Origin of the sequence: Parapedobacter deserti (genome assembly GCF_042646065.1) — a bacterium.
Taxonomy (GTDB): domain Bacteria; phylum Bacteroidota; class Bacteroidia; order Sphingobacteriales; family Sphingobacteriaceae; genus Parapedobacter; species Parapedobacter deserti.
Genome location: NZ_JBHRTA010000061.1, coordinates 127,175 through 152,602, shown reverse-complemented (window position 1 = coordinate 152,602; position 25,428 = coordinate 127,175). Strand labels below are relative to the sequence as shown.

The 25,428-nt window shown below is 48.8% G+C and carries 29 protein-coding genes; 17 read left to right on the top strand and 12 right to left on the bottom strand.

Annotated elements, in window-relative coordinates; all coding sequences use genetic code 11:
* The 11 genes from ACFOET_RS20005 to ACFOET_RS19955 all read left to right on the top strand — a co-directional run bounded on the left by ACFOET_RS20005 (position 1) and on the right by ACFOET_RS19955 (position 11,302).
* Positions 1 to 1,467: a RagB/SusD family nutrient uptake outer membrane protein gene (locus ACFOET_RS20005; protein WP_379026035.1), complete on the top strand. Its 1,467-nt coding sequence runs from the start codon at positions 1 to 3 to the stop codon at positions 1,465 to 1,467.
* A gap of 13 nt (positions 1,468 to 1,480) precedes the next feature.
* A complete protein-coding gene (locus ACFOET_RS20000) occupies positions 1,481 to 3,121 on the top strand; it encodes an FAD-dependent oxidoreductase (RefSeq protein ID WP_379026033.1) in 1,641 nt (546 codons plus the stop codon).
* Positions 3,122 to 3,289: 168 nt separating this feature from the next.
* Positions 3,290 to 4,150 carry an SDR family NAD(P)-dependent oxidoreductase gene (locus tag ACFOET_RS19995; RefSeq protein ID WP_379026031.1) on the top strand — a complete coding sequence of 287 codons (861 nt, stop codon included), beginning with the start codon at positions 3,290 to 3,292 and terminating at the stop codon, positions 4,148 to 4,150.
* 72 nt (positions 4,151 to 4,222) lie between these two features.
* Positions 4,223 to 5,164, top strand: coding sequence for a helix-turn-helix domain-containing protein (locus ACFOET_RS19990; protein ID WP_379026029.1), 942 nt, complete (start codon positions 4,223 to 4,225; stop codon positions 5,162 to 5,164).
* Between the two features lie 29 nt (positions 5,165 to 5,193).
* Positions 5,194 to 5,769 carry a Crp/Fnr family transcriptional regulator gene (locus ACFOET_RS19985; protein ID WP_379026027.1) on the top strand — a complete coding sequence of 192 codons (576 nt, stop codon included), beginning with the start codon at positions 5,194 to 5,196 and terminating at the stop codon, positions 5,767 to 5,769.
* Positions 5,770 to 5,831: 62 nt separating this feature from the next.
* Positions 5,832 to 6,269: a carboxymuconolactone decarboxylase family protein gene (locus ACFOET_RS19980; protein WP_379026025.1), complete on the top strand. Its 438-nt coding sequence runs from the start codon at positions 5,832 to 5,834 to the stop codon at positions 6,267 to 6,269.
* A gap of 187 nt (positions 6,270 to 6,456) precedes the next feature.
* Positions 6,457 to 6,969, top strand: coding sequence for a DinB family protein (locus tag ACFOET_RS19975; protein ID WP_379026023.1), 513 nt, complete (start codon positions 6,457 to 6,459; stop codon positions 6,967 to 6,969).
* Positions 6,970 to 6,998: 29 nt separating this feature from the next.
* Positions 6,999 to 7,928, top strand: coding sequence for an excinuclease ABC subunit UvrA (locus tag ACFOET_RS19970; RefSeq protein ID WP_379026021.1), 930 nt, complete (start codon positions 6,999 to 7,001; stop codon positions 7,926 to 7,928).
* Between the two features lie 20 nt (positions 7,929 to 7,948).
* Positions 7,949 to 9,262 carry an ATP-binding cassette domain-containing protein gene (locus tag ACFOET_RS19965; RefSeq protein ID WP_379026019.1) on the top strand — a complete coding sequence of 438 codons (1,314 nt, stop codon included), beginning with the start codon at positions 7,949 to 7,951 and terminating at the stop codon, positions 9,260 to 9,262.
* A 665-nt stretch (positions 9,263 to 9,927) separates the two neighbouring features.
* Positions 9,928 to 10,683, top strand: a complete 756-nt coding sequence (locus tag ACFOET_RS19960; RefSeq protein WP_379026017.1) for a helix-turn-helix domain-containing protein — start codon at positions 9,928 to 9,930, stop codon at positions 10,681 to 10,683.
* Between the two features lie 88 nt (positions 10,684 to 10,771).
* Positions 10,772 to 11,302 carry a hypothetical protein gene (locus tag ACFOET_RS19955; RefSeq protein ID WP_379026015.1) on the top strand — a complete coding sequence of 177 codons (531 nt, stop codon included), beginning with the start codon at positions 10,772 to 10,774 and terminating at the stop codon, positions 11,300 to 11,302.
* On the opposite strand, the gene ACFOET_RS19950 is transcribed toward ACFOET_RS19955, so the two are convergent.
* Both ACFOET_RS19950 and ACFOET_RS19945 read right to left on the bottom strand, forming a co-directional pair.
* Positions 11,303 to 11,617: a (deoxy)nucleoside triphosphate pyrophosphohydrolase gene (locus ACFOET_RS19950; RefSeq protein WP_379026013.1), complete on the bottom strand. Its 315-nt coding sequence runs from the start codon at positions 11,615 to 11,617 to the stop codon at positions 11,303 to 11,305.
* A 153-nt stretch (positions 11,618 to 11,770) separates the two neighbouring features.
* Positions 11,771 to 12,733 carry a hypothetical protein gene (locus tag ACFOET_RS19945; protein WP_379026011.1) on the bottom strand — a complete coding sequence of 321 codons (963 nt, stop codon included), beginning with the start codon at positions 12,731 to 12,733 and terminating at the stop codon, positions 11,771 to 11,773.
* Between the two features lie 132 nt (positions 12,734 to 12,865).
* On the opposite strand from ACFOET_RS19945, the gene ACFOET_RS19940 reads away from it, so the two are divergent.
* Positions 12,866 to 13,405, top strand: a complete 540-nt coding sequence (locus ACFOET_RS19940; RefSeq protein ID WP_379026009.1) for a lipocalin family protein — start codon at positions 12,866 to 12,868, stop codon at positions 13,403 to 13,405.
* Entirely contained in the window at positions 13,405 to 14,703 is a 1,299-nt protein-coding gene (locus tag ACFOET_RS19935) for a cryptochrome/photolyase family protein (RefSeq protein ID WP_379026007.1), read from the top strand. The genes ACFOET_RS19940 and ACFOET_RS19935 overlap by 1 nt, the downstream gene beginning before the upstream one ends.
* A gap of 61 nt (positions 14,704 to 14,764) precedes the next feature.
* On the opposite strand, the gene ACFOET_RS19930 is transcribed toward ACFOET_RS19935, so the two are convergent.
* On the bottom strand, positions 14,765 to 15,571 hold the full coding sequence (locus ACFOET_RS19930) for a DUF5694 domain-containing protein (RefSeq protein WP_379026005.1): 807 nt from the start codon (positions 15,569 to 15,571) through the stop codon (positions 14,765 to 14,767).
* Positions 15,572 to 15,712: 141 nt separating this feature from the next.
* Between ACFOET_RS19930 and ACFOET_RS19925 the strand changes: the two genes are divergently transcribed.
* The 4 genes from ACFOET_RS19925 (at position 15,713) to ACFOET_RS19910 (ending at position 19,483) form a co-directional block, all read left to right on the top strand.
* A complete protein-coding gene (locus ACFOET_RS19925) occupies positions 15,713 to 16,138 on the top strand; it encodes a nuclear transport factor 2 family protein (protein ID WP_379026003.1) in 426 nt (141 codons plus the stop codon).
* A 108-nt stretch (positions 16,139 to 16,246) separates the two neighbouring features.
* Complete coding sequence (locus ACFOET_RS19920; protein ID WP_379026002.1) at positions 16,247 to 18,418, top strand: TlpA family protein disulfide reductase; 2,172 nt, start codon at positions 16,247 to 16,249, stop codon at positions 18,416 to 18,418.
* Positions 18,419 to 18,569: 151 nt separating this feature from the next.
* Entirely contained in the window at positions 18,570 to 18,974 is a 405-nt protein-coding gene (locus ACFOET_RS19915) for a hypothetical protein (protein WP_379026000.1), read from the top strand.
* 80 nt (positions 18,975 to 19,054) lie between these two features.
* On the top strand, positions 19,055 to 19,483 hold the full coding sequence (locus tag ACFOET_RS19910) for an EthD family reductase (protein ID WP_379025998.1): 429 nt from the start codon (positions 19,055 to 19,057) through the stop codon (positions 19,481 to 19,483).
* A 163-nt stretch (positions 19,484 to 19,646) separates the two neighbouring features.
* On the opposite strand, the gene ACFOET_RS19905 is transcribed toward ACFOET_RS19910, so the two are convergent.
* The 9 genes from ACFOET_RS19905 to ACFOET_RS19865 all read right to left on the bottom strand — a co-directional run bounded on the left by ACFOET_RS19905 (position 19,647) and on the right by ACFOET_RS19865 (position 25,397).
* Positions 19,647 to 20,045 (bottom strand): type II toxin-antitoxin system VapC family toxin, encoded by a 399-nt coding sequence (locus tag ACFOET_RS19905; protein ID WP_379025996.1) that lies wholly within the window; start codon positions 20,043 to 20,045, stop codon positions 19,647 to 19,649.
* Between the two features lie 2 nt (positions 20,046 to 20,047).
* Positions 20,048 to 20,269, bottom strand: a complete 222-nt coding sequence (locus tag ACFOET_RS19900) for a DUF2281 domain-containing protein (protein ID WP_379025994.1) — start codon at positions 20,267 to 20,269, stop codon at positions 20,048 to 20,050.
* A 178-nt stretch (positions 20,270 to 20,447) separates the two neighbouring features.
* Positions 20,448 to 21,359: a helix-turn-helix domain-containing protein gene (locus ACFOET_RS19895; RefSeq protein WP_379025992.1), complete on the bottom strand. Its 912-nt coding sequence runs from the start codon at positions 21,357 to 21,359 to the stop codon at positions 20,448 to 20,450.
* An 18-nt stretch (positions 21,360 to 21,377) separates the two neighbouring features.
* Positions 21,378 to 22,142, bottom strand: a complete 765-nt coding sequence (locus ACFOET_RS19890; protein WP_379025990.1) for an SDR family oxidoreductase — start codon at positions 22,140 to 22,142, stop codon at positions 21,378 to 21,380.
* 226 nt (positions 22,143 to 22,368) lie between these two features.
* Positions 22,369 to 22,722, bottom strand: coding sequence for an ExbD/TolR family protein (locus tag ACFOET_RS19885; protein ID WP_379025988.1), 354 nt, complete (start codon positions 22,720 to 22,722; stop codon positions 22,369 to 22,371).
* A gap of 222 nt (positions 22,723 to 22,944) precedes the next feature.
* Entirely contained in the window at positions 22,945 to 23,166 is a 222-nt protein-coding gene (locus ACFOET_RS19880; RefSeq protein ID WP_379025986.1) for a PLDc N-terminal domain-containing protein, read from the bottom strand.
* Between the two features lie 282 nt (positions 23,167 to 23,448).
* Positions 23,449 to 23,997, bottom strand: a complete 549-nt coding sequence (locus ACFOET_RS19875; protein ID WP_379025984.1) for a hypothetical protein — start codon at positions 23,995 to 23,997, stop codon at positions 23,449 to 23,451.
* Positions 23,998 to 24,297: 300 nt separating this feature from the next.
* Complete coding sequence (locus ACFOET_RS19870) at positions 24,298 to 24,435, bottom strand: hypothetical protein (RefSeq protein WP_379025982.1); 138 nt, start codon at positions 24,433 to 24,435, stop codon at positions 24,298 to 24,300.
* A 5-nt stretch (positions 24,436 to 24,440) separates the two neighbouring features.
* Positions 24,441 to 25,397 carry a DUF4625 domain-containing protein gene (locus tag ACFOET_RS19865; RefSeq protein WP_379025980.1) on the bottom strand — a complete coding sequence of 319 codons (957 nt, stop codon included), beginning with the start codon at positions 25,395 to 25,397 and terminating at the stop codon, positions 24,441 to 24,443.
* Positions 25,398 to 25,428: the final 31 nt, after the last annotated feature.

Here is a 25,428-nt window from a genome sequence, read left to right as displayed (position 1 = left end):
ATGAAACCACATATCATATGCCTTCTCGTGCTACTTGCTATTCTTCAAGGTTGCGACGCCAAGTTGGATGTAGCACCAAGGGGTTACCTTACTTCAGGGACGTTTTACAAGACCGAGACAGACGCCAAAGCCGCGGTCATCGGTGCTTACGCCGTACTGCACGAGCTATATTGGGCCGAACATATTTTGACGCCAAACGAGATCTGTGCAGACAATGGTATCCCTTTCCTTACCGGAGGGGCCGACCGAATAGCCATCTGGCGATATACCCACAATGCTGCCAACATCTACCCCGGCCAGATCTGGCAAGCTTCGTACAAAGCTATCCAGCACAGCAATGTCATTATAGACCGGGTGCCGGGCATTAGCATGGACGAACAGCTTAAACGCGTTTACATTGCGGAAGCTAAGTACCTCCGGGCCCTGCACTATTTCAACCTGGTCCGCTTTTTCGGGGAGCTTCCATTGGTGCTGTCTGAAACCACCAACCTGGAAGAGGTTGAAGTGCCCCGCTCGTCTATAGCAGATGTTTATCAACTCATTGAAAGTGACCTAACGGAGGCCGAAGCCACACTGCCGCTACTGCATGAAACTGAAAAAGGCAGGGCCACCAAGGGCGCAGCTATGGCCCTTCTGGCCAAGGTATACCTTACCCGCGCGGGCAACACGCCGAGCTCGCCCTACTGGGCGCAGGCCGCTTCCAAGGCAAAAGAGGTCATTGATCTGAAAATCTATGACCTATGGGAAGACTATGCCGATGTATTCACGCTGGCAAATCGGGGTGGCAAGGAGTCCATTTTCGAGGTGCAGTTTCTGACCGATATCAAAGGCAATCACTTCACCACAGGGTATGCCCCGCGAGGTGCACCCATTGTACCCAACAACGGATTTGGCATTTTCCGGGTCACTAAGTCACTTTTTGATAGCTACACCGCCGATGACAAGCGTAAGGCCGTCTCGTTTTTAACTTCCTATGTCCATCCGGGCACCGGTCAGACGGTCCATCTATCCGTCGACGACCCCGATCCCACGGTGGCCGTATCCTTCTGGAAGCTGGCAGACCCAACGGTCAGGGTCGGTCTCAACGGAGGCACCAGCTGGCCGTATATGCGGTATGCGGAAGTGCTGCTCATTTATGCCGAAGCGCTCAATGAAGCAAACAACGGCCCTACGCCGGCTGCTTACGAAGCGATAAACGAGGTCAGAGATCGCGCCGGACTGACCGCACTGAGCGATCTGGACAAAGCAGCCTTTAACGAAGCCGTCTTGCTGGAGCGGAGGCTCGAGTTGTGTTTCGAGGGCCACCGCTGGTTTGACCTCGTTCGCCGGGATCAGTTGATCGAAGCCGTCACAAACGAAAACAGCTTCGGCAGAAACGCGCCGATCAAGGAGATTCACAAGCGCTTTCCCATCCCATTTCGGGAGATGGAAGCGAATAAGAAGCTCGAACAGAATTCAGGCTATTAATTTATACGTATCCATGAACAAGATTGCATATTTCATAGCTATGTCGGTGCTATGGCTCGCCGCCTGCGAGCGTGCAGACCGGCCTTACGACATTGTCATATACGGTGGCACCCCCGGCGGATTCATCGCCGCCATCCATGCCGCCAACAACGGCAAGACGGTGGCCCTTATCGAGCCCACCTATGCTGTTGGGGGCATCCTCGTAAATGGTCTTGGCGTTACCGACATAGACAGCCAGAAAGACTTTCAGAACAGCCTTGCCGTGGGCGGTTTGGCCATTGAGTTCTACCGGCGCATCGCCGTGCATTACGACCGCGAGGCGGCATTTTTAGACGCGGTAAAAAATAAAAAGAAGGTGCGCGAGATCTGGCCGCACGAACCAGGCGTCGCCGAGCGGCTCATCGAGGAGTGGCTCGCGGCGGCAGGTGTGCATGTGTTTACCCAGACCCGGCTCTCCGAAAATTCCGGCGCGGTGACCAAATCGGGTACCCGCATCCAGCAAATCGCGATGGAAGACGGCAAGACCTTCCGTGCCCGGGTATTCATCGACGCCTCATACGAAGGCGATCTATTGGCAGCGGCCGGCGTTTCGGTCGCCTCAGGCCGCGAATCCAACGACACCTATGGTGAAACCCTCAATGGTGTCCGGGCCGAAACCACGCATGCCCAGTTCGCTTTGCCCATTGATCCCTATGTCGACCCCGGAAATCCAAGCAGCGGGCTGATTTACACCATTCAGCCGGGAGATATCGGCCAGCCGGGCAGCGCCAGTCCGTACATCCAAGCATACTGCTTCCGCGCATGCCTCACGCCGGTCAAGGAAAATCAGATTCCGTTTGAAAAGCCTGCCGGTTACGACCGCAGTCATTACGAGATTTACCTAAGGTACCTGAGGGCTGGCGGCAAGCTATTGTGGCCTTGGGCGTCCGTGCCCAACCAAAAATCAGATCTGGGCGCTTGGCACGACCTTTCTCACAATCTGTACGGCATGAACGTAGGCTACCCCACCGGAGACTACCGTACGCGCGAAGCGATTTTCAATCAGCACAAGACGTTTACCCAAGGTTGGTTTTACTTCCTGGCCAATGATCCCGAAGTCGGCGAGTTAGATCCCGATCTCCAACGGGAATGGGCATCCTGGGGACTGGCCAAGGACGAATTCACCGACAACGGTGGATGGCCGCGGCAGTTTTACGTACGCAGCGCTCGGCGGATGGTTTCAGATTACGTCATCACGGAGCATCATATACTCACACCTGATCCCATACCGGTTGAAGATCCTGTTGGGGTTGCCTACTGGCCTCCAGACGTGCACAGTACCCGACGGATCGTTAAAGACGGATACGCCTACAACGAAGGCTTTGTGTTTGAGCCAGCAGGGCAATGGCGGCCGCTTCCCATTTCTTACCGTGCGTTGGTGCCCAAGCCCGGCGAATGCACAAATCTACTCACTCCCACCTGTCCGTCATCAAGTTACATCGCTTACGGCGCTATCCGCTTGGAGTGGACCTTTATGGTGCTCGGTCACTCCGCAGCCGCAGCAGCCATACTGGCGATCGACGAAGACATCGATGTACAGCAGGTCGACTACGGCGAACTACGTCGTCGGCTGGAAGATGCCGGGCAGATTCTGGACCTGCCGGGTTTGATATAACGCAATAGCGATTAAGCACCAGACCTCCGCCCTTCCCCGGGCGGAGGTTTCCATCGCCTGCCGGCCGTCCTTTCCCATTTCGGCTACAACCCCACCCGTTTTGGCTACTCGCCCGGACCGGCGCCTCCCGAACTTTGCCCCATCGTTTATTTAACAGCATATATGACTATGGTACAACAACAAGCCGATGCAGCAAACGCTGCAAAACAAACAGAAAAAGTATGGTTCATTACCGGGGCTTCCCGGGGCTTCGGGCGGGTGTGGGCCGAAGCCGCACTCCAACGCGGCGACAAGGTAGCCGCCACCGCCCGCAACTTGGAAAGCATTGCCGATCTGGAAGAGAAATACGGAGCCAATGTACTTACACTGGCTTTGGACGTTATCAACCGCCAGCAGGCAACAACCGCAGTGAATGCCGCCCATGCCCATTTCGGCCGACTGGATGTCGTCTTAAACAATGCAGGCTATTCGCTCGTCGGAACGATTGAAGAAGCCAGTGCCGATGACATCCGGCAGCTATACGATACCAATGTGTTTGGCCCCGTTTCCGTGATCCAGGCCGCATTGCCGTTGCTGCGGAAACAAGGGCGGGGACACATCTTGGGCACGTCCAGTTCGCTGGGGCACGTAGCATATCCGGTAATTGGCTATTATTGTTCATCCAAGTGGGCCTTTGAAGCCATTTATGAGAGCTTAGCCGTTGAGGTAAAGCCCTTCGGTATTGATGTCACCATCATCGAGCCGGGCGCTTACGCGACCACGTTCAGCAGCCAAGAATCATTGAAGTTTGCGGATAGCCAGCCTATTTATGACGAATTGAAAGCTAAACTTTTCGGAAAAATCCAGCAGCTGGAAAAGGGCGCTCCCGAAGCAACGCCGGAAGCAATTTTTGCCGCGGTAGACGCCCCCGAGCCACCGTTACGTCTATTTCTGGGTAAGTATAACTTACCCGAGGTCCGTGAAGCCTATTCCAGCCGGCTAAAGATTTGGGAAGCATGGGAAGCCTTTTCAAATGCGGCCCAAGGGTAAAGTTATAACGCCGCATCCGGTATCCGCGAATGGATACCGGACGGCGTTTTACAGGTTAAATACTATCTTTGTATGATGAAAAGCGAACACGCACCCAAGCAGTTCGAGTCGTTATCGGAGGCCATGAAAGCCGTCGGTTTTCCGGCTCCCCAGCACCCGCTGATTGCACTTGTCAACGGCGTCGATAATCCCGTGGCTGGGCTGCCGCCCGCGCACCGCCATGTGTTAAATTTTTATAAGATATCCTTCAGACCCGATCTGGGGGGCACGCTGCGGTACGGACAGACCTATTTCGATTTCAGCGAGGGCGGGCTATTTTTCGCTGCGCCCCATCAGATTGTCGGCAATAATGACAAGGTGGGCAACGGCCAAGTCGAAAATCAGTGTGTCAATCAACAGATCACCCTATTAATACATCCTGATTTTTTGTTAAACTATCCCTTAGCAAAAACTATTAAGCGGTACCATTATTTTTCCTATTCCACCAACGAGGCACTGCATTTGTCTGACAAGGAAAAAGAAGTCATTCTTTCTGTTTTCAGGAACATGGAAGAGGAACTAAACAGCCGCATCGATGATATCAGTCACGATATAATTATCTCGCAGATCGAGTTACTGTTGAATTACGCCCATCGCTTTTACACGCGGCAATTCATCACCCGCAAGCCCGTCAATGATACGGTGTTAGGAGCCTTGGAAGCCCTGTTGGACGAGTATTTCGACGGGCAAGCGTCACTGAACGGCGGCATCCCCACGGTCCAGTCGCTTGCCGACCGGCTGAACTTTTCCCCAAGCTACCTCAGCGACATGCTGCGATCCCTCACCGGGCAAAACACCCAGCAGCATATCCACAACAAGCTGATCGAAAAAGCCAAGGAAAAGCTCTCCACCACCGGTCTATCTGTTTCGGAAATTGCCTATTCAATGGGCTTTGAACATCCACAGTCGTTCAGCAAGTTTTTCCGCAATAAAACAAATCAGAGCCCATTGGAATTTAGGGAAAGCTTCAACTGAGTGAAACGACCAACACATCTATTACAGCTATGCCTGACACCCTAATTAAGCATTTCAGAGAGTTTATTGAACTCGATCGCAACGAAGAAGCCGAAATGCTAAGCTTCTTCCGTTTGACATCCTTTTCCAGGAAAGAGGCGCTTCTCGAACCCTACACCAAGTGCAGGTTTCATTTCTTTGTTATCAAAGGATGTTTAAGGCTATTCTTTATAAACGATAAGGGCAATGAGCAAACCATTCAGTTTGCCATTGAAAATTGGTGGATCACCGATTACGCCGCTTTCGACAACCAAGCAATCACCGATTTTGCCATACAGGCCATTGAGCACACCGATGTGTTAGCCATCGATTACCCCAATCAGGAAAAGCTATTGAGGCGCTTTCCAAAGTTGGAACGGTATTTCCGTTTAATCTATCAGCGCGCCTATGCTGCATCCCAATTCCGGACAAGATATCTCTTCGACTTTTCGCGGGAGGAAGGCTATCATCACTTCAACGACAATTTCCCTGATTTTACAAACAGGGTACCACAGCACCTGCTGGCTTCGTACCTGAATATGACCCCCGAATATTTAAGCGAAATCAAGCGCAAAAAGCGTTCTTAAACCCGTTTAAGATTTTCCTCGCCGCAGCAATCTATTTTTGCCGGGAAATAAAAACAACTTATATGGAAAATCGGATTGACATTCACCAATTAGAACCCGGTGCATACAAAGGTATGTTTGCACTGGAAAATTACCTGCAAAATTCCCTGCTATCAAAGACACATTATTACCTGATCCTGATACGGGCCTCGCAGATCAACGGGTGTGCATTCTGCATCAACAAGCACACCGCTGATGCACTGGATCATGGCGAAACCAACCAGCGGATTTTCTTACTCGATGCATGGCGGGAAACCGACCTCTATACCGAGGAGGAACGGATAATTTTAGAAATGACCGAGGAAATCACCCTTATTCATGAAAGCGGATTGCAGGATTCGACCTACGACCGGGCCAAACAGCTATTTAATGACCACTACATCGCCCAAATTATCATGGCCGTAGTGACTATCAACGCTTGGAACCGGATCGCCATCAGTACGCAGAAAAAGCTGCAATAAGGTTTCGCAGTCCACCTTGCTGCCTATGTTTGCGTTTTTGCTTAATCTTTGCTGCAAACTGTCCGGATTACCCCCTTAAAATGGCAGTTACTACCCTTTGTGATTCCAACGGGGATCGTTAGTTTTGTTTCCATCACTAATCAAGACTCTGCGCTGAGCGCGCGGGGGGAGCAAAAACGAACGAAACATGGGAGCTGAATATATAAGTAAAGAAGTCCATACCGTTTTCGACGCGGTGATAGCAGCGTTGGAAACGGTACCTGCGCACATAGTAAATGAGGTTCCTTTTGAAGGCAGCTGGACATTAGGCCAGGTTGCGGAACACATCATCATTTGCAGCCAGGGCGTCCCCGATTCAAAGAGCCAGCATGCCGAACGTGCATACGACGAAAAGGCTGCAGACCTGCGTGCTATGTTTTCAGATAGGAATCAGAAATCAGAAGCAGATCCGCAGGTTTATCCCAAGGAAACGTCGCATAACCTACGGCAGTTGATTGTTCAGCTCACGCACAACAAAGAGCGGCTGCTACAGATTGCAGGCGGCAAAAACCTCACGGCTTTATGCCTTGACATGGAGTTTCCGTTCATCGGCTACCTCACCCGGTATGAATGGTTGACTTTTATCTGTATCCATACGCAATGGCATCTGAACCAAATCACCGATATCCTTCGGCATTTGGAAGAGCGTGCGACGAATTAGCGCAACACTCCTCGTGTTTATAAATATTGATGAAGACGATAAAAATATTTGGCGCCCGGCAAAACAACCTTAAAAACATTTCGCTGGAAATCCCCAAAAACAAAATAACCGTTTTCACAGGGGTTTCCGGCTCTGGAAAATCATCATTAGTTTTCGAAACTATCGGTGCAGAAGCACAACGCCAGATCAATGAAACCCAAAGCAGTTTTGTCAGAAATCGCCTGGCACATCTTGGAGTTGCAGATGTAGATAAAATTGAACACCTCAATGTTCCCGTAATCATCAATCAGAAACGGTTAGGTGGCAATGCACGCTCCACCGTAGGAACGGCCACAGATATTTATGCGGCTTTGCGTCTACTGTTTTCAAGAATGGGCAAACCTTTTGTGGGCTATTCCAATGTCTTTTCATTTAACCATCCACAGGGAATGTGTCCGGCTTGTGAGGGATTGGGCTATACGAGCCGCATCAATGTCGATCAGCTAATAGATAAAAACAAGTCCTTAAACGAAGGAGCCATTCAATTTCCCACCTTCCAGAAGGGCGGTTACCGTTGGTTGAGGTATGCCGGGGCGGGATACTTTGACAATGATAAAAAACTGAAAGACTTCTCGCATGAAGAATGGAATTTGTTGCTCTATGCAGAAGAACATAAACCCAAGCATCCTGCCAAAGAATGGGGCAAAACGATGCAGTATATTGGTCTGATCCCACGGATAGAAAGAGATTTCCTGAAAAAGGACTCCAAAGAATACAAGCTAAGAAAAAACGACCTTCAAAAGATCATCGTCTCTGGCATGTGTCCAGTATGCAAGGGAAAAAGACTTAACACAAAGGTGCTTTCTGCAACATTGAAGGCAACGATATTGCAGACTGTGCCGCGCTTTCTATCGATGAGTTGTTGTTATTTATCCGCTCATTATCTTCAGCTTCATATGAAACGATACTTCATGAGCTGATCAGGAAACTCGAGAATTTAGTGACCATCGGTCTTCAGTACCTCACATTAGACCGGGCCACAAACACCTTATCCGGAGGTGAGTCCCAGCGCATAAAAATGGTCAAGCACCTGGGCAACAGCTTAGAAGATCTATTGTATATATTTGACGAACCCAGTATAGGCCTTCACCCCAAAGACCTTGCTCAGATTTCCAGCATCATTCAGCAGATCAAAAGAAAAGGCAATACCGTGCTGATTGTCGAACATGATCCCGATTTGATCAAGATCGCTGACCATATTGTGGATATGGGGCCGCTGTCGGGAACTAAAGGCGGAGAAATTGTCTTTGAGGGCAGTTTTAAGGAGCTGAAAAAATCAAAAGGTAAGACCGGGCAATATTTCTCACGCAAGCGGACTTACAACGCAAGCCCGCGTGTAGCTACGGGAAAAATAATGATCAACGATGCCAAGCTGTATAACCTGAAAAACATTACGGTTGGCATACCCACAACTGTTCTGTCGGTAGTTACCGGAGTAGCCGGCTCGGGTAAAAGCACCCTAATCAGTAAGGTTTTACCAACGCAGTATCCCGAAGCCCGGATTATCGATCAAAGCCCGATTGCTATCAGTTCAAGAGCCAATTTGCTGACTTATCTCGGCGTTTCCGACAGTGTCCGCGACCTGTTTGCCAGATCGAATGGGGTAAGTAACAAATTATTCAGCCGGAATAGCAATGGCGCCTGCCCGAACTGTAAAGGATTGGGCATTGAAAAAATCGATCTGGCATTTATGGAAGATGTGGAAGAACCCTGCGAAGTATGTGGCGGGAGCGGATTCGATCCAGAAGTTTTGAGGTTTAAATACCAGCGCAAAAACATCGCAGAAACCATGAACCTTACGATAGCAGAAGCGTTGGACTTTTTCAAAAACCAGGAATTCTCAGGTCATTTCAATTTGCTAATAGAACTGGGTTTGAGCTATATCACATTAGGCCAGCGACTAAACACTTTTTCGGGCGGAGAAAGACAGCGGCTAAAATTAACAAAGGAACTAAATAGCAAAACCAACCTGCTTGTGCTGGATGAGCCAAGCACCGGCTTACATCCGTCAGATACTGAAAATCTGATGACGATATTCGATAAACTCATCAACCATGGCAACACCGTAGTGGTGATTGAGCACAACCTGGATATCATCGCGCAGGCAGATTGGGTAATTGATATCGGACCTGGCGCCGGAAAGTACGGTGGAGCATTGATTTTTGAGGGGCCTGTCGAGAAATTGTTAGCGCATGAAACGTCCGCCACTGGGGAGTATTTGAGAAAGCATCTCGAAAATTATCCGAGGGCTTAGGTCTTCCTGGGTTCCACATCAAGCTGTTGCGAAATTGTTACAGCTTGCAGCCAAAAAGCGCCCCAGCCTGTGGCACTTCTCATAAAAGTTTTTCCTAACTTTACGAAGGAGCAATCAACATCAACATCTACTATGAAACACCAAGAAGTAAATTCAAAGCCAAGTACATTTTATGCATACTCCGACCAGCCGAGTACCTGTCCAAAATGCGGAAACCGTACCACATTTGTGGGATCATTTTTTCAGTCTGCAACGCAATGGCACACCTGTCTTTCCGTAAACTGTCGCTATTCTTTTATCCAGGTTGCAGCCGAATAATGCGCAGGCCGTCCAACTGTTAACGGTTTTTGAATGCGGCAAAGTTTGCCTTAAAGGGTTGCATTTTTCAAAATATTCGTATATTTAGATGCCTAAAACAAAGACATAGCAGCCTATTGGCTGCCTTAGCGATCATGTGTTTAGAAGCCTAAGCGCAGGCGCATGCCAGTGGTGCGGCAGCGCCTGCCGCTTCGGGCACAGCATGTTGCTAGCAGAAACCGTTCTCATAAAGTAGACCTTGTAATCGCGGGCCACCACCATCGCTACGGTGTACACCCGCCGGATGCGGGTTATTGGTATCCTTTCCTGGTTAATTTCTTAATTTTGCCCGTACGGAACCCATACAAATGAGCTATATCACCATTCCTCCCTGTGAAGCGCTTAACGGTTTTGTCAGCCATTTCTGGTCGGCATCGTGGGCTGCGCAGACCGTGGAGGCAAACCCAACGTACTATCAGACGGCAAACAGCCTTACGGAAATTGCGTTTGCCTTTCGTGGTTCGGACCTGGTCTTCTCTACCGTGCAGGGACACACCCATCGCCACGGCCAGTTTCCAGCCGGGGGCTTCTATCACATGCTCGGCGTTTCGCTGTATTCGCACGCCGTCCCTTTTCTGTTCCATATGCCTGCCTCTGAGCTCAATGGGCGCTTCTTTTCCCTTGAAACGCTATTGGGCAAAGACGGCAAAGTGCTCGTTGAAAAAATAGCGTTAGCCAGTACAACACAAGATCGCATCCGCATCCTGTCGGACCATTTCGTTTCATGGCTTCGGCAGCAACGCCTGGGAGACCCCCTCATCAAACATGCGGCCCAACTCATACGCCAATACAAAGGAAATGTTAATATTGAATCATTGTCCGGTCATTTCTGCCTTTCGCAGAAGCAGTTTGAGCGAAGGTTCAAGGCGGCTTCGGGATTTAATCCCAAGTTATTCGCAAGAATCGTCCGTTTTGAAACCGTCCTCAACACCTATCCCAGCTATATTAGCCTCACCGACGCGGCCTATGCAAACGGTTACTATGACCAAGCCCATTTTATAAACGATTTCAAAGCATTCGCCGGGTACAGCCCCAATAAATTTCTTGCCCTGAGCGGCTACTAGCAAATGTCTATTTTTTACAATCCTACCGTCATTCGCCAAACTAATTTTGGGGCAGAAAAAATAGACGAGGTAAAAAGAACACACAATCATGGGAAACACAATGCTTATCGAAATCCTTGCATCCCAGTACAAAGCAAGCCTGGGCATGCTACGCAGTGCCATTGACAAAATACCGGACGCGCAATGGAACAATGACGAATACAACAATCCGAACTGGCAGTTGGCATACCATATATTATGGGGCGTAAAGTTCTATTTAGGTGCTAACCCCGCAAGCTATATGCCATGGACCAACGCCATTGAAGGCGCCGAAAGCCTTGGCGGAATACATGATTGGGAAAATCCCGACGAAAACGTGACGGTCGAAGGATTCCATACCAAAGAAGAGCTGCTTTCATTCATCAGCTCCCTGGAAGATAGCTTACCAAACGACATCGCGAAATTGCCGCTCAACGGAGATTCAGGCTTCGAATGGTATCCATACAGCCGGTTAGAGCTTCACATCAACAGTATCCGCCACATACAGCATCATACCGCACAACTCATCGAACGGTTAAAAGCGAAAGGAATAACCGGGTTTCCCTGGTGGGCCGATCAATATCCGCCGCAGGAATGGTGATCATCTATTTCTCAGCTGCTCCACAATCGGCACATCTGCCGGTGCCCAATCGTATCGGTCCAGCTCATCCGCGGCGACCCATTTCGCGTCTGCATGTTCTTCAAGCAGCAATTCGCCGCCCAAGAGCTCCGCAATGAATGGCACCAGGCAAATCCGAAAGGCCGGATAATCATGCTCCACCGGCCGGAGCCGCTCCACCACCGCGATCTCCAGGTGAAGTTCTTCCCTGATTTCGCGTACGATGGTCGCTTCCTCATCCTCGCCCGTTTCCACTTTCCCTCCCGGAAACTCCCATTTCAGCGGCAGGTCCATCATTTGGCTGCGCTGACAGATCATATTCTGCCTTCATGGATGATGATTGCGCAGGTCACGGTGAGCATGGCAAAACGGTGTGATGCGTATAATGGAGCCCCTTGTTCGTGATCAGTTCCTGAATTCCCAGGTTTAAAAAAAGGTTATTCGGCATAGTCAGTTCGTACTCCAGTAAAAATACACCCTATGAAACGCACCATAAAGGAAAGGCGGTTTGTCAAGGCCTTCCTGAATATCCATGGCCAGTTGGCGGCAATCGTCACGGCTCCCACCATGAACGATGGGAAACCTGTACTGGCCGAGCGTAGCGTCATATACAAATGATGCTATGGGAGCATCCGGCCGCACAAGCGAACCATACAAATAACGCCGTCCCTTCTTTTTCCAGTATAGAACTTGCCGTTTCTGCCATTCGGCGTCTTCAGGCCATCCGGTCCTTCCTTGGAGATAACCCACGTACAACCGTAGTTTCAGTTCGTACGCCACTGGGCGCCCGCTCATAATTCCCGGCGACCATTTTCCCTCTTGGGAAAGATAAGCATCCAATGAAGTTCTCAACACGGCATCGGCAACATTGACCAGCGATCCATCACGCTCCACGACAACGCTAATCGCCGTCCTGTCTGTTAAACTATCCATCCGGATATGCCCTTTGTCCACTTCCGCTTTCAGGTGGTCATGAAGCCGGCGAGAAAACTTCCCAATGCCTCCTACAGGTTCAACCATGATTCCGATAGCTTGAAAAATCCGGTCTGTTGAATATCCCATCACGTTCACCAGTGCATGATCCGTATAACGGTCAAAATAAACTTGCCCCATTAACCTCATGTGTGGGGCACCACCCAACATGCGGTTGATATGGCCGTGCAATGTGTCCAGAATGAATTCAGGCAAGGGAATCTCCGGGGCCAGGTGTAGCCGGTACTCCTGAGACAATGTATCATACTTCACTTCAAAATCACGGTGGAGATCCCGTATGCCGGTGCCAGATAAAACGTCCTCAAAGACGGCTCTTAATTTTTGTAAGGCGTCCGAAGATGGTGGCTTTCCTTCTTCTGTTTGTCCAGCCGACCGTAAGAAGGAGAACACAGCCAAGAGTACTAAAAATGAGGTTTTCATTTCTTTTCTAGCGTTTATCGGAATAATGCCCTTATATTTGGTTCAAGTGCAAGTTAATAAATTGCATCAATACACTACATAAAATTTCTCGACCGAAAACATTTTCAATGAATTGCAGGTTCAATAAAGACCATGAGCAAGCAAATTTTGATAATCGGTCTCGTTGGCCTCACCCTGCTGGGTGGCTGCGCGAGCATCCCTAAAAATGCCAGGCCAGTAGACCATTTTGAGCCCAATCGGTATATGGGCAAATGGCACGAAATAGCACGCTTGGATCATAAGCAAGAGCGGGACCTAAACAACGTAACCGCTCAATACAGTTCCAATGCCGACGGCACGATAAAAGTACTCAACAGCGGCTTTAACTACGTCAAAAGCGAATGGGAGTCGGCTACGGGAAAGGCAACTTTCAGAGGCGATACAAGCATCGGCGCACTTAAGGTTTCGTTCTTCGGTCCATTCTATTCGGGGTACAATGTGATCGCCTTGGATGAAGAATACCGGTATGCCTTGGTGGCAGGAGAGAGTCTTAAGTACCTTTGGATCCTATCAAGGGAAACCACAATCCCCGATAGCATCAAGAAAGAATATCTCGAAAAAGCAGAAGAAATAGGCTACGACACATCGAAACTGATCTGGGTCGAGCACAGTAAAGAGCAGCCCGATCATTGATGGATCGCAGCATTGCCATATTTTGGTTCAGGCGCGACCTGCGCCTCGACGATAACATAGGGCTACAACAGGCGTTGTCCTCAACACACCCGGTGCTTCCTGTTTTTATCTATGATACCGATATCCTCAATCGCCTGAACAGCCGGTATGACCGCCGGGTAGATTACATCCAGCAAGCACTTACAAGCATGCACCGGCAATTGCAGACGCACCATGCGGGGTTGAAGACGTACTACGGCAAGCCGATCGAAATATTCAGCGAAATAACGGCGCAGCTTTCCGTAGCGGCCGTTTACTGTAACCGTGATTATGAGCCGGAGGCGATCCAAAGGGACCGCACGATAAAGGAATATTTAGCAGCCAAAGGGATTGCTTTTTATGAATTCAAAGATCAGGTGATCTTCGAGCGGTCGGAGATCGCCAAGAATGACGGCACCCCGTACACCGTCTACACCCCCTATTCAAGGGCATGGAAAGCAACGTTGCGACCAGCGCATTATGCGCCCGTATCGACGCCGCGGAATAATTTTGTGCAGACACGCCAGAAAGAAATACATACACTGGAAACAATCGGTTTCCAGCCAACCGATATTTGGTTCCGTACACCGGAGCTGGATGCCGCAGTCATCGATGAGTACGACCGGTACCGTGATTTTCCCGCAATGGACCATTCTACCCATCTGGGCATGGCGCTGCGCTTCGGCACCATCTCCATCCGGCGGTGTGCCGCTTTTGCATTGCAGCACAACGACACCTGGCTCAATGCATTGATATGGCGGGAATTCTTCATGCAGATTCTGTATCATTTTCCACATGTGGTCGGGCATAGCTTCAAACCCGAGTACGACCGTATCGAATGGCGAAATGACGAAACGGAATTCAGGCGATGGTGTGCGGGAGAAACGGGATATCCCCTGGTGGATGCCGGCATGCATCAGCTCAATAGAACAGGATTTATGCCCAACAGGGTGAGGATGGTCGTGGCGAGTTTCCTATGCAAGCATTTGCTCGTAGACTGGCGTTGGGGCGAAGCATATTTCGCCGACAAGCTAAACGATTACGACCTGGCCGTAAACAACGGCAATTGGCAATGGGCCGCCGGCTCTGGCTGCGATGCGGCACCCTATTTCCGGATTTTCAATCCCACCGTTCAGGCGCAGAAGTTTGACAAAGCACTGCAATACATCAACACCTGGATCCCTGATTTTGAGACCCGGCTTGTCCTGCCGATTGTCGAGCATCGATTTGCCCGCGAAAGAGCTCTGCGCGTATATAGCCAAGCATTGTCGTTGCAGTGATGCCGTTCAACGAGGCGGGGTACGGCTAAGTGAATGGATTTCGGTTTTTCGGTATCGACACCTATTCTAAGACGGATTTTATATCAATCACTTCAAAATCAGGATTCGATTCAAAAAAATGCTTGAGCAAGGGAATATGCCCCTGCCCATAAATCACCAATATTGCCTTATCTGTTGGCTGCACTTGCCTTAAAATATTGGTATAGATATGCAGGTTTGTTTTGTACCACCCGGCGACCAGTTCAGTGCCCTCATAATTATCTCCGCTGCCAATTTTTGTGTAGTATTTTGTGTATAGTTGCAGGTTTTTGTTGAGGGTATTATCGTCATTTAGATAAATGAGGTTGTCGGTTAAAGACAGGTTCTTACCCATTTCATTCATCTCCTGGACAAACCCTTGTCCATATTGGTTCGTTTCTTCGAGAAGGTGTTGTTGCTCATAGATTTTGGCTGCCTCTTCAACTGGCTTGATGTTGTATTTGCCCAAATAATTTACGCACGTCAACCGGGGCAAGTCCAACCTTTTTGCGGTCTGAAAGCCAAGCAAGTCAATTTCGTTAAGCTCAAGTTCGTACGTGCCTTCAAGATATTGCTGATACTGCCTGTCTATACCTTCCTGTTTATTTGTGGGCATTTCGATGCAAATTTGGTCAGGATTGAATCGCGTCAGTTTTAGGACTACTTCTTCAATTTCCTTTTGCTTTTGCTTCGTCAACTGAAGCTCATTTGTGCTGTATGTGTCTTGCGTAGAGGGCGTAAAGTGAAAAGTTCCCAAGAGGGTAATTTTCACTTTTTCCGTTTTTTCAACCTGCCCAAAGGATACAGCTGAGAGCAGCAGTAAAATCAATAGGACGACGTTATGCTTCATTTTTGTATTTTTCCATTTTTGCCAAACTCCATTTTTGCCAAACAAAGATATGTTTTTTAAAAATCCAGCCGCTCCTTATTTTCAAAATTCCAACCGACTCCATTTTGTCGCGTCAGCCTATTCAAGTTGGCTCGAATACCCATGACGACATACGGATATCCGCCATATCTTTGGAGAAAAGAAAAAGACATGGTCGAACTGGATATCAGGGCGGATTGTGGCAACTCGCCCCGCAGGGAATTTTTAAAGGACTTCAACAGCGCGTTTGCCAATGGCGATGTGCCCTATATTACGGCCCACCTCACGGATGACATCGTGTGGGATATGGTTGGGGATAAAAAAATCTCAGGGAAGACCGATATGTTAAAAGAGCTGGCACTGATGCAGGATTCGCCGGTGAAGAAAATGGTGCTACATACGGTAGTTACCCACGGCCGGGAAGCATCTGCAAACGGTGAGATGCACATGGCTTCCGGCGATGTTTACGCCTTCTGCGATGTCTATACGTTTGCCAAAACAACGGGAACAGCCATCAAAGCGATTACCAGTTACGTGATTCAACTGTAGTCGATTATCAGTACCTACGTAGAACGCCACTTGTAAGTAATTCATTACTTCCTGTTTCGGTATCGATCAAAAATCACTACCTTAGTACTCAACTAACTCAATAAGACCATGCGTACCTTACTGATCACGATCGTTACCGCACTACTTTACGTGCCGAACCAAGTATGGGGGCAGCCACTGAAATTGGCAAAAAACCGGCCTGTGTATTACGAATGGTCTCAAAAAGTGTGGATGAATGACGAGGAGATCAAGAATGGGTCGAAGTCGATGGCCTTTCGCTTGATTGCACGTACAGACAATGGCGGCTACAAGCTGGAAGGCCGCCTTATGCACGAGCGTGATAAAGTTGCCTCAATGGACACGGGCGACCCGGGAAACATCAATACGAATAATCCGGCTTTCTTGCTACCCATGGCGTTGCTTGATAAACCGTTTACGGTGCTGCTGCATGCCGATGGGCGGCTGGACACTGCCATCGGAATGCAGCAACATCTTGACGAGCAACTGCAGCACTGGCAGATTGCCGCAGAAACCCAAGATCACCTGGTCAATAACCTGAATATGTATACGATGTTTATCCGTTCCTGTTTTCCCGGACGAGGGGAAGAAGACCATATGCGGACCAGCGAAACATCACGATGGTTGAACAAACGTTCCGGACTGCTTGACTCGATGGTAAGCCGGACGCAAGACACTGACACCTTGCCGGATGGTACGTACGCATCGGTACGGCAAGAATTAAGGTTGGTCAAGGTTACTGATCCGGAGGTGCCGGCGCCACTGGATACGGCTTGGGTAAACATGATGGTTGAAGGGTCGTACTGGAGCGATAAACTCAAGAAAGAAGCGGCCTTTGATTCGGTGGCTGTCGTCGCATATAGGGATCGGTACGGGGATCGCTTTGGCGCCGACAACGTGTACCGCCTTACGATGTTGCACCTGTACCAAGCGATTACGGATTATGGCGGCTATCATGCGTTGATAAAAACCGTACCTAATAGCCTGCTGGCAGGCACGCATCACATGCACAATAAGCTCCAGAATATCTACCGCGAGGACGTGGATTCGGCCTATGCGTTGATAAAACTGATGGAGCTGTCACGGCTGGAAAGTTTGCAGGATTGGATTCAGCATTCGTTTGCACAGGCCTTTAGGCCGGGGCATCCAAATCCGGCAGCCGGGGCGGTCCCTCTGTTAGCGCGGATGCTGGCAGATAGCACCCTTGCGGCTGATTTCAAGCCGCTGGGACAAGGGGTACGCGCCATGGACCGTGCGCAGGATACCGCCGTTTTGCGGCAAATCGCCCATGAGCAGCTGGCGGCGGATTCGGCCGATTGGTTACGGGGTAATCCCGGGCGCTACAATCTGTTGGTTTATGACTTGCTGCGGGATGCCGGTCAACAAGCGGTCGCCGATACGCTGATACGTTATACCACCATGCGATTAAAAGCAGTCGTAGATACCGCGCCGGCCGAGGGACCCAAAGCGAACGAAAAATTTCTGGCTCAGCACCTCCTGGCCCATGCGCTATATCTCCAGTACCGTGACTTTCAAACGGCAGACTCGGCCCGGGCACTCACCTACCTTGCACAAGCCGCCAGCTATGCGCCCAAAGGACCCCATGAGCAGTCTTATGGCAGCTTTTACGATGGCGCATTTCTTAAGTCAAAACACTCGTATCAATTCGATTATATAGAGGCCCTCATCGCGCGGGGGAAGCGGCAGGAGGTCAAGCAGCTTTTGATTCAGACACTTTTGGCAGATCCGCAACAGCTTGGGCGTATCCGTGAACTTCACGATCAGTCATTGCCGGATACAGATTTTGTGACGTTTTTCGCAGAGGATATGGTGGCTTCCTGGCCGGAAGCTCCGGACTTCGTACTAAACGACCTGGAAGAGCAGCCTGTTACGCTGGAACGGTACCGCGGTAACTGGTTGGTGCTCGATTTTTGGGGAACCTGGTGCGGTCCGTGCGTGGAAGAGATGCCATCGTTGGATGCTTTTTACCGGAGCGAAATGACCACAGGTAAACTCGCCGGCGCGCAGTTGCTGGCAATAGCTTGCTACGACACACCCGCCAAAGTGGGTAAGTTTATGGCCGAAACCGGGTATGCGATCCCTGTGGCACTGTCAGATGGAAAGGTACAAAATGCGTACAAAATATCGGGCTACCCAACCAAGGTGGTCATCTCGCCCACCGGCAGGATGATGCAGTTTCGCTACGGTGCCGATTGGAAGGCCGTTTTGGCCCAGTTTGTGGAATTATACCCCGGAGGTTAGATCTTCCAAGATTCAGCGTCGTGCGGCGGTATGTTTCGAAATCCTGAACCAGGTCATGACAGAAAGACACCATTTAATCGTAGACGTGTATAGCGCACTGTAGCAAAAAGCGATCTGTTTACGTTCAATTAGAGACAAAACCAATAGAGCTATGGCTACTCATCCCATAAAGCATTACCTTATGTTGGCCATCGGTTTGATCGTATTCGCCGCATGCAGTAAAAATGACCTGGCTATCGACCCGAACAATCCGTTGCTCGGCACGTGGGTCCAAGCAGGCAGTGAGGAAAATGCTGTCATTTACACCCGGGCCTCCCGATTGAAGAACGACGACTACGGCATGATATTCCAAGCAAATGGTCAGGTGGTGATGCGACAGATTGCAGGCTGGTGCGCTACGCCGCCAGTGGCATATGCCAATTACGAGGGCCGATGGAACCAATCCGGCGCTACCCTACAGGTTACCACGCACTACGAGTGGATGCCTAGCGAAACAAAGCAAACATGGCAGATCCTTTCGATTGACAGCAAGCGGCTTGTACTGGCCTATCAATGAAGCGCTATCGAAAACCGATAGGTCACCCACGGCCGGGAGGGTCACCTCCGAATTAGTTTGAATACACAAAAATATCTGTCATGACATTTAAACACATCGCCTCATTTCTGCTTTTGATCACATGTCTTACCTCTTTCAGCAAGGAAGAACAGTCATCTGATGTTATAAAGCCAATCTCCGCCGAAAACGAAAAAGGCTTAATAAAAGTGGCTATCATTTACCCATTTTCCGAAGGAAAAACTTTTGACATGGCGTATTATAAAACCAAGCACATGCCCATGGTAGCTGGGTTTTTAGGGTCAAATCTGGTCAGATATACCATCGAGAAAGGACTCGCCAGCGGTATTCCCGATACTCCGTTGCCGTTTATGGCTATCGGTACCTTTTATGTAAAAAGCTTAAGCGACTATCATGCTGCAATCGGACCAAACAGAGACGTCATAAGAGCAGATTTCGCTAACTATACCGATATAACCCCTGTCATATTCATAAGTCAGGTCATCAGGTGACGTAGCCGTTTGATTCCTCCTATCCGTATTCGCCCGGCACCGCTCGACCAATTTCTTCAAATCTTCTTTCGTCGGCTCATCCTTCTTTGGCGATTGTGTTTCTCCACAAGAAAGCTTGAAATAGCACCGAGACAATATACGTTCAAGTTGCTAGTTCCTTCGCTCACCAAATAATAGGGTAGCTCTCCTTATAGGCCTCAAACTTTTCATCCTTCGTTATGAAGGAAAGATTTTCATATTTGGCAGTCGCGAGTAAATACCTATCAAATGGATCACGATGATTCTCCGTAAAATCCATCTCCATATAAGTCTTGAAATGTTCGTCTTTAATTGACAGTGTATTATATCCCGAGCGATAAGTAGCATCAATGAATTCGTCGAGCGATACCCTAAACTCCGTCAACTTTCGGATTTTCAATTTAATAGCTATTTCGAAAAAGCTCATTTTGCTTACGAAAAAACCGTTGTCATTGCTTTCAAGTATCTCCCGCACTCGATCAGACAACTTACTTTGGTCTGCTAAAGCCCAAATGCATACATGGGTATCAAGTAAATAGTACATATTTACATGTAATCTTTTAAGTCATCCAACGGCTCATTAAAGTCTTCCGGAAGCTTTATTTTACCCTCCAACAGCCCAATCTTCACTTTCCCTTTCGGCGCTTTTTCAGCACTGTCTTGACCGGTGAGGAACGTAATCATTACTTCCGCTTTAGACTTTACTGGAGGCTCTTCAGTAAAGGTTATTTTACCATTTTCATAGATTCCTTTTATCGCCGTGTACATATCTACCTCCTTTACGCAAAGATAAGCTAATTTTCTCTAAAACCGGCCGATTGGATAGAACGGCCATATCAAACGCTGCCATATTCGTCCGGCACCGCTCGATCAATTTCCTGAGATTTTCTTTAACCTACGATACCATCCGGGTTTATGGCAATTGCATGTTCATTAAGTGAGGGGCCTAGTTAAACGCCTGCCTGAATTCCAAAGGCGATTGGCTTGTTTTTGCTTTAAACAGTTTGCTGAATGATTGCGAGTGTTCAAACCCAAGTTCATAAGCAATTTCGCTGACCGATAAATTGGTCGTTGATAATTTCTCTTTCGCTTTTTTAATCAGCTTTTCGTGAATGTGCTGTTGGGTACTTTGCCCCGTTAGCACTTTTAACAGACTACTAAGATAATTCGGCGACACATGCAGTTCATCCGCCACCGATTGAACCGTTGGCGCCCCTTTCTGCATGAGATCACGGCTGTTAAAATAATCATCCAGCAAATCCTCCAACCGATTTAAAATTTGGTGACTGGCTATTTTCCGCGTAATGAATTGCCGTTCGTAAAAACGTTCCGAATAATTCAATAAGGTTTCAATCTGCGAAATAATAATACGCTGGCTGAATTTATCAATATTGGCCTGATATTCCTGCTTAATGTTAGCAATTATCCCGTTGACGGTTGCTTCTTCCCTTTCCGAAAGAAATAAAGCCTCGCTTACCGAATAATCGAAAAAATCGTATTGCTTCATGCTTTTCGCAAGTGATGTTCCCCACAAAAAATCAGTATGAACCAGCAGAATCCAACCAGAAGGGCGGGTGTTTTCATCAGGAACCGGAGAAGCCTGTAATACCTGCTTAGGCGCCAAAAAATACATCACCCCCTCATCGAAATCATATGCTTGCTGGCCATAACGCATTTTTCCGCTTAACCCCCGTTTTACCGAAATAGAATAGTACTCAGCAACCGTAGGCATCGGGTTGTTTCTTTTCGCCAATGCCACCTCCGCGTAGTCCACTACGCTGATGAGCGGATGCTCGGGTGGCGCCAGCCGGTGCAGCTGATGAAAATCGCTGATGGTTTTAATCGTTAACGGCTTCATCTCACTAAGGTAAAAAAATCACAGCGATTGCCCGCCCGAAACTTCAATGCGCTGTGCATTTATCCAATACGCCTCTTCGGTACACAGAAAGGCCACTACACCGCCGATGTCATCGGGCAGACCCACCCTGCCGAGGGCTGTATATCCCGCAATCATCGCGTTAATTTCTTTATTATCACGCGTTCTTCCACCGCCAAAGTCCGTCTCAATTGCTCCTGGAGCAACCACGTTGGCTCGGATTTTCCGTTCGCCCAATTCTTTCGCCAGATAGCGCGTAAAGGTTTCCACGGCAGTTTTGGCAGAAGCATAAACTGACGAACCCGGTAACGTCATCCGGGTCAATCCTGACGAAACGTTGATAATCCCCCCGCCGTTATTGATAAAGGGCAGCGCTTTCTGCGTCAAGAAAAACACCCCCTTATAGTGTATATCGAATATCTCATCCACCTGGCTCTCGCTAACCTCAGCAATAGGCGCATACAGCGCCGTTCCGGCGTTGTTGATAAGAAAATCGAAATTCGGACTACCTGTTTTTTCTTGCAGTTGGCCGGTCACCTCGTTGATAAATGCATCAAAGGCGCTTACATTTCTCGTGTCAAGCTGAAAGGCAAAAGCGCTTTGTCCCAACGACCCGATTTCGCTAACCACCTCGTCAGCCTTTTCTTTGCTGCTGTTGTACGTTATCACCACGTCTATTCCTTTTTTGGCAATAGCGATGGCCATGTTCTTTCCAAGCCCGCGGCTTCCGCCCGTTATTACTGCTACTTTGTTTTTTGTGTTCATGATGCTAGACTTTTACTTGTGAATCTAAAGACGCTATCGCGCTTACGGTTACTGCGTGTGCTTTCATAACCTTGTTTTTGCTGAAACAAAGTTCAGACAACTTCGCCAAATAGGTGTAGCCAAATCTAAGATTGTTGTAGTCGTTTTTTGGGGATTTATAGATCATGAACTGTGTATTGGTTCGTGGCCTGTGACGCCCCCCGGGTTATCCCGGCCGAGCAGCACTTCAAAGCATGGCCTCTTCTTCCGGGCTGATTTCGCCGATCATGTACTGGTTGATACCACAGATCCGCATCTCGTCCAATGCGTCCACCAAGCTGGCGTAAGCCGGGCGTGCACTTGGCCGTATCACCACGATAAGGCCCTTACCGTCGTCGGTCAGTTTCGGCACCTCGTCTTTTTTCTGCAGTAGCACCTCCTGGATACCATCTTTGCCCATTACCGTCGAGTGCGGGCCAGCCAGCGGTTCCGTCAGCATACCCCAATACCAATCCACCCGGCCATCTTCTCCCAGCAAAAGCGTTACTGTGCGGTTGTCTGCCAGCGGAGCGAAGTCAGTTGAATCAGTGATGTCTGGCATCGCCACATCGAGCGCTTGCTCCTAAGCCTACCATTGCCGTGAGGTCAACCCTGGGTTGCAGCCTCCGTCCGGTGTTCAATTCAGCCATGATATTAAGGTTTATACTTGTATCTATCATAGGATGAAAAACCGGACTGATTTCCACATATGACGGGTTTAAATCATGCTCCGCACACCTAAAAATCTCGCCCGTATTTACTTTCTAATTATGCAGACACATTGTTATCCGCGTACCGAGTTTTTCGCCGCCTTCCTGCCCATTACCAAATACGCCACGCTGCCAAGCACAGGAATAGCCAAGATTACCAGCCCCCAAATCAAGCGGTGCAAACCGGGGATATTTGTATTTGTAGCCGCATGGAAAAGGCTGTAAAACATGAATGCCAAAAGCGGCAATACGATGACCAGTTCCGTGGTTCCCAAATTTAAAAAAAGTAAGTTCATATTCTTAGTTCTTGTGTTGCATATTAATACGTTTCGTTATCGCCTCTAAAGTAAGCGTTTATTATATACCTTAACGAATCCGAACAAAAGTAACACTTAACCCAAGAAACTCGAAAGTAAACGGCGACGTGATGATTAGCTCCTAATCTGTCAAATAGGTACACACCTACCTTCAAACAAAGATAAGGGCATGGCCAGCGAAGCGTATCACGCAAACGAAGCTGTCTGAAGATGATTTAGCGAGACATGAACGGGTTCCTCCCCCACTCGAAGCCCGCGACCCTATAATTTGGATTCAGCGATGCGGAAGGCAATCGATACTTCGGCAGTCTTCGCGGCATTGCACCGAGTCCGGTTATCCCACAAAGTCGCTGTCATCGTGCCTTCGAGGATGGTCACACCGTTGGCCGTCTCAATCTTGGAGATCGTGATGCCACCTTCCGATGCCTGATATCTAGTGTGCCCGCCGGGTTCACATACTTTCCGCCACGTATCTGGGCGAGAATAAGAATTGCCATGAATAATTTGCTGCAGGATGGCTTTACCTTTCTGCCCTGCATAGGAAGAGCCGTCGTACCATGCAAAAGTACCCGTCCGGGCGGTAGGCCCCATGCCGTTTATCCATGCGTAGAACATTTCGCTTTCCGAAAAATTGCAAGACAGAAACAAATCTTCGCCTGCAAACCAGTAGTAAAATTCGCCGGGCCTGCCGGTAAATTTTTTCCCGTTGAGCGTACCGTAAAAATAGGTGTCAGCGGCCGGCAAAGTCACTTCAGGAGTTGTTTTTCCGCTTGTCAGCAAAGCGGCACAAAGTAATAGCAGTGTTTTCATCGCTACAAAGGTAGCGCGAGGTTAGTACGCATTTCTCCGTACCACACTGCAGTCGGTGTTTTCCGTAGTGCTACGAGGAAATTGGAAAGTCGTAACTACGGTTAGTTTTGTGACCAACGCTCAATCGAGCTCCTAATCGAATTGCGCCAGTGCTTGACCTCGCACGGCCGTGCCACGCACGTCCACGCCCCCGGCAAATACCACGGGCGATATGCTAAAATATCAAAAACGCTGATGTTTTTTTTAGCGGAAAAAGCCGTCGCAATCCCATGATTGCAACGGTCTTCATTTCAAATCGGGTTATTTATCGAAATGTTCCTCGAATTCGTTCTCCTTGCCTGCCTGATCCACCACTTTCAGACGTACATGATAGTGGCCGGCCGGCGCGGTCAGCTCCGTATCCAAGTGCAGTACCAGGATGTGAGCATCTGTTTTCACGGTTGTTAAAATCCATTTATAGTAAGCTCGACGTAATAGTGAGTGCTGAGATTGTGTGTGGAATTGGTGTAAACCACGCCGAAATAATACGCTCCGTTTTCCCAAGCTTTGTCTCCATCAATGGGGCTGGGAGCAGGTATGTTATTGTCCTCGGTAGCTCCTATCATAAATTCGGGCCGTTCGCGTTCGCCCCATTCCGTGAGCAGGAGAAAATTGGAAACGCTCCTGCGTTCTTTGATGTTTTCATGCACCAATGCATCACATACAATGGCTTTTGAAAAGTCAATATCATCCACCGTTTCTGGCTTATGGCCCATGCTTTTCTTGATAAGCAACAAATACAAACTGCCATTGTCCCGCAAGTTACTGACTGAAGCCAATCCCTCCAGGTGATCCCCCTTATGGAACGTATTGTTAGTCGGATCTACGAATCCCTCTAGCATGCTATAGATCCTTTCAAAATCACCATCACCCACCTTTCGCCTTAGGTTAAAAACACTCATCGTTGGATCTACCGGAAGTTTCGACGGGTCAATTAATTTGATTTCTTTCGCTTCTTCTAGGGTCGTACCATTTTTATCGTTGACAATAATCACAAAGTCATAGAGACCTTCTGCAGCATCTCCAGGAATATCAAAGTGCTTGTGTACATTGGCATTTTTCACCCCCCGATATTCTTCCCAGGTGATTTCATGTGACCACTCGTGAGCATACTCTTCATCGCTTCGCTGGCGTAATTGGACCGCTACCGTCTCGATCAGCTCGCCGGCTATGATGTCCATATTGAGGTGGAAGTCTCGACCAATCATACCGATGCCATTGTTACCCGACCCGATCTCCAGGTTTTCGATGGTGGGCTTAGATGGCACCGGATCATCATCTTTGTTACAGGACACCATTGCCGCGCAGGCCATGAAACCCAGAGCCAGGTATTTCATTTTGTTTGTCATGTTTCTCTTCATTGTTTGTCTGTTTTTATACGTAATTTATACT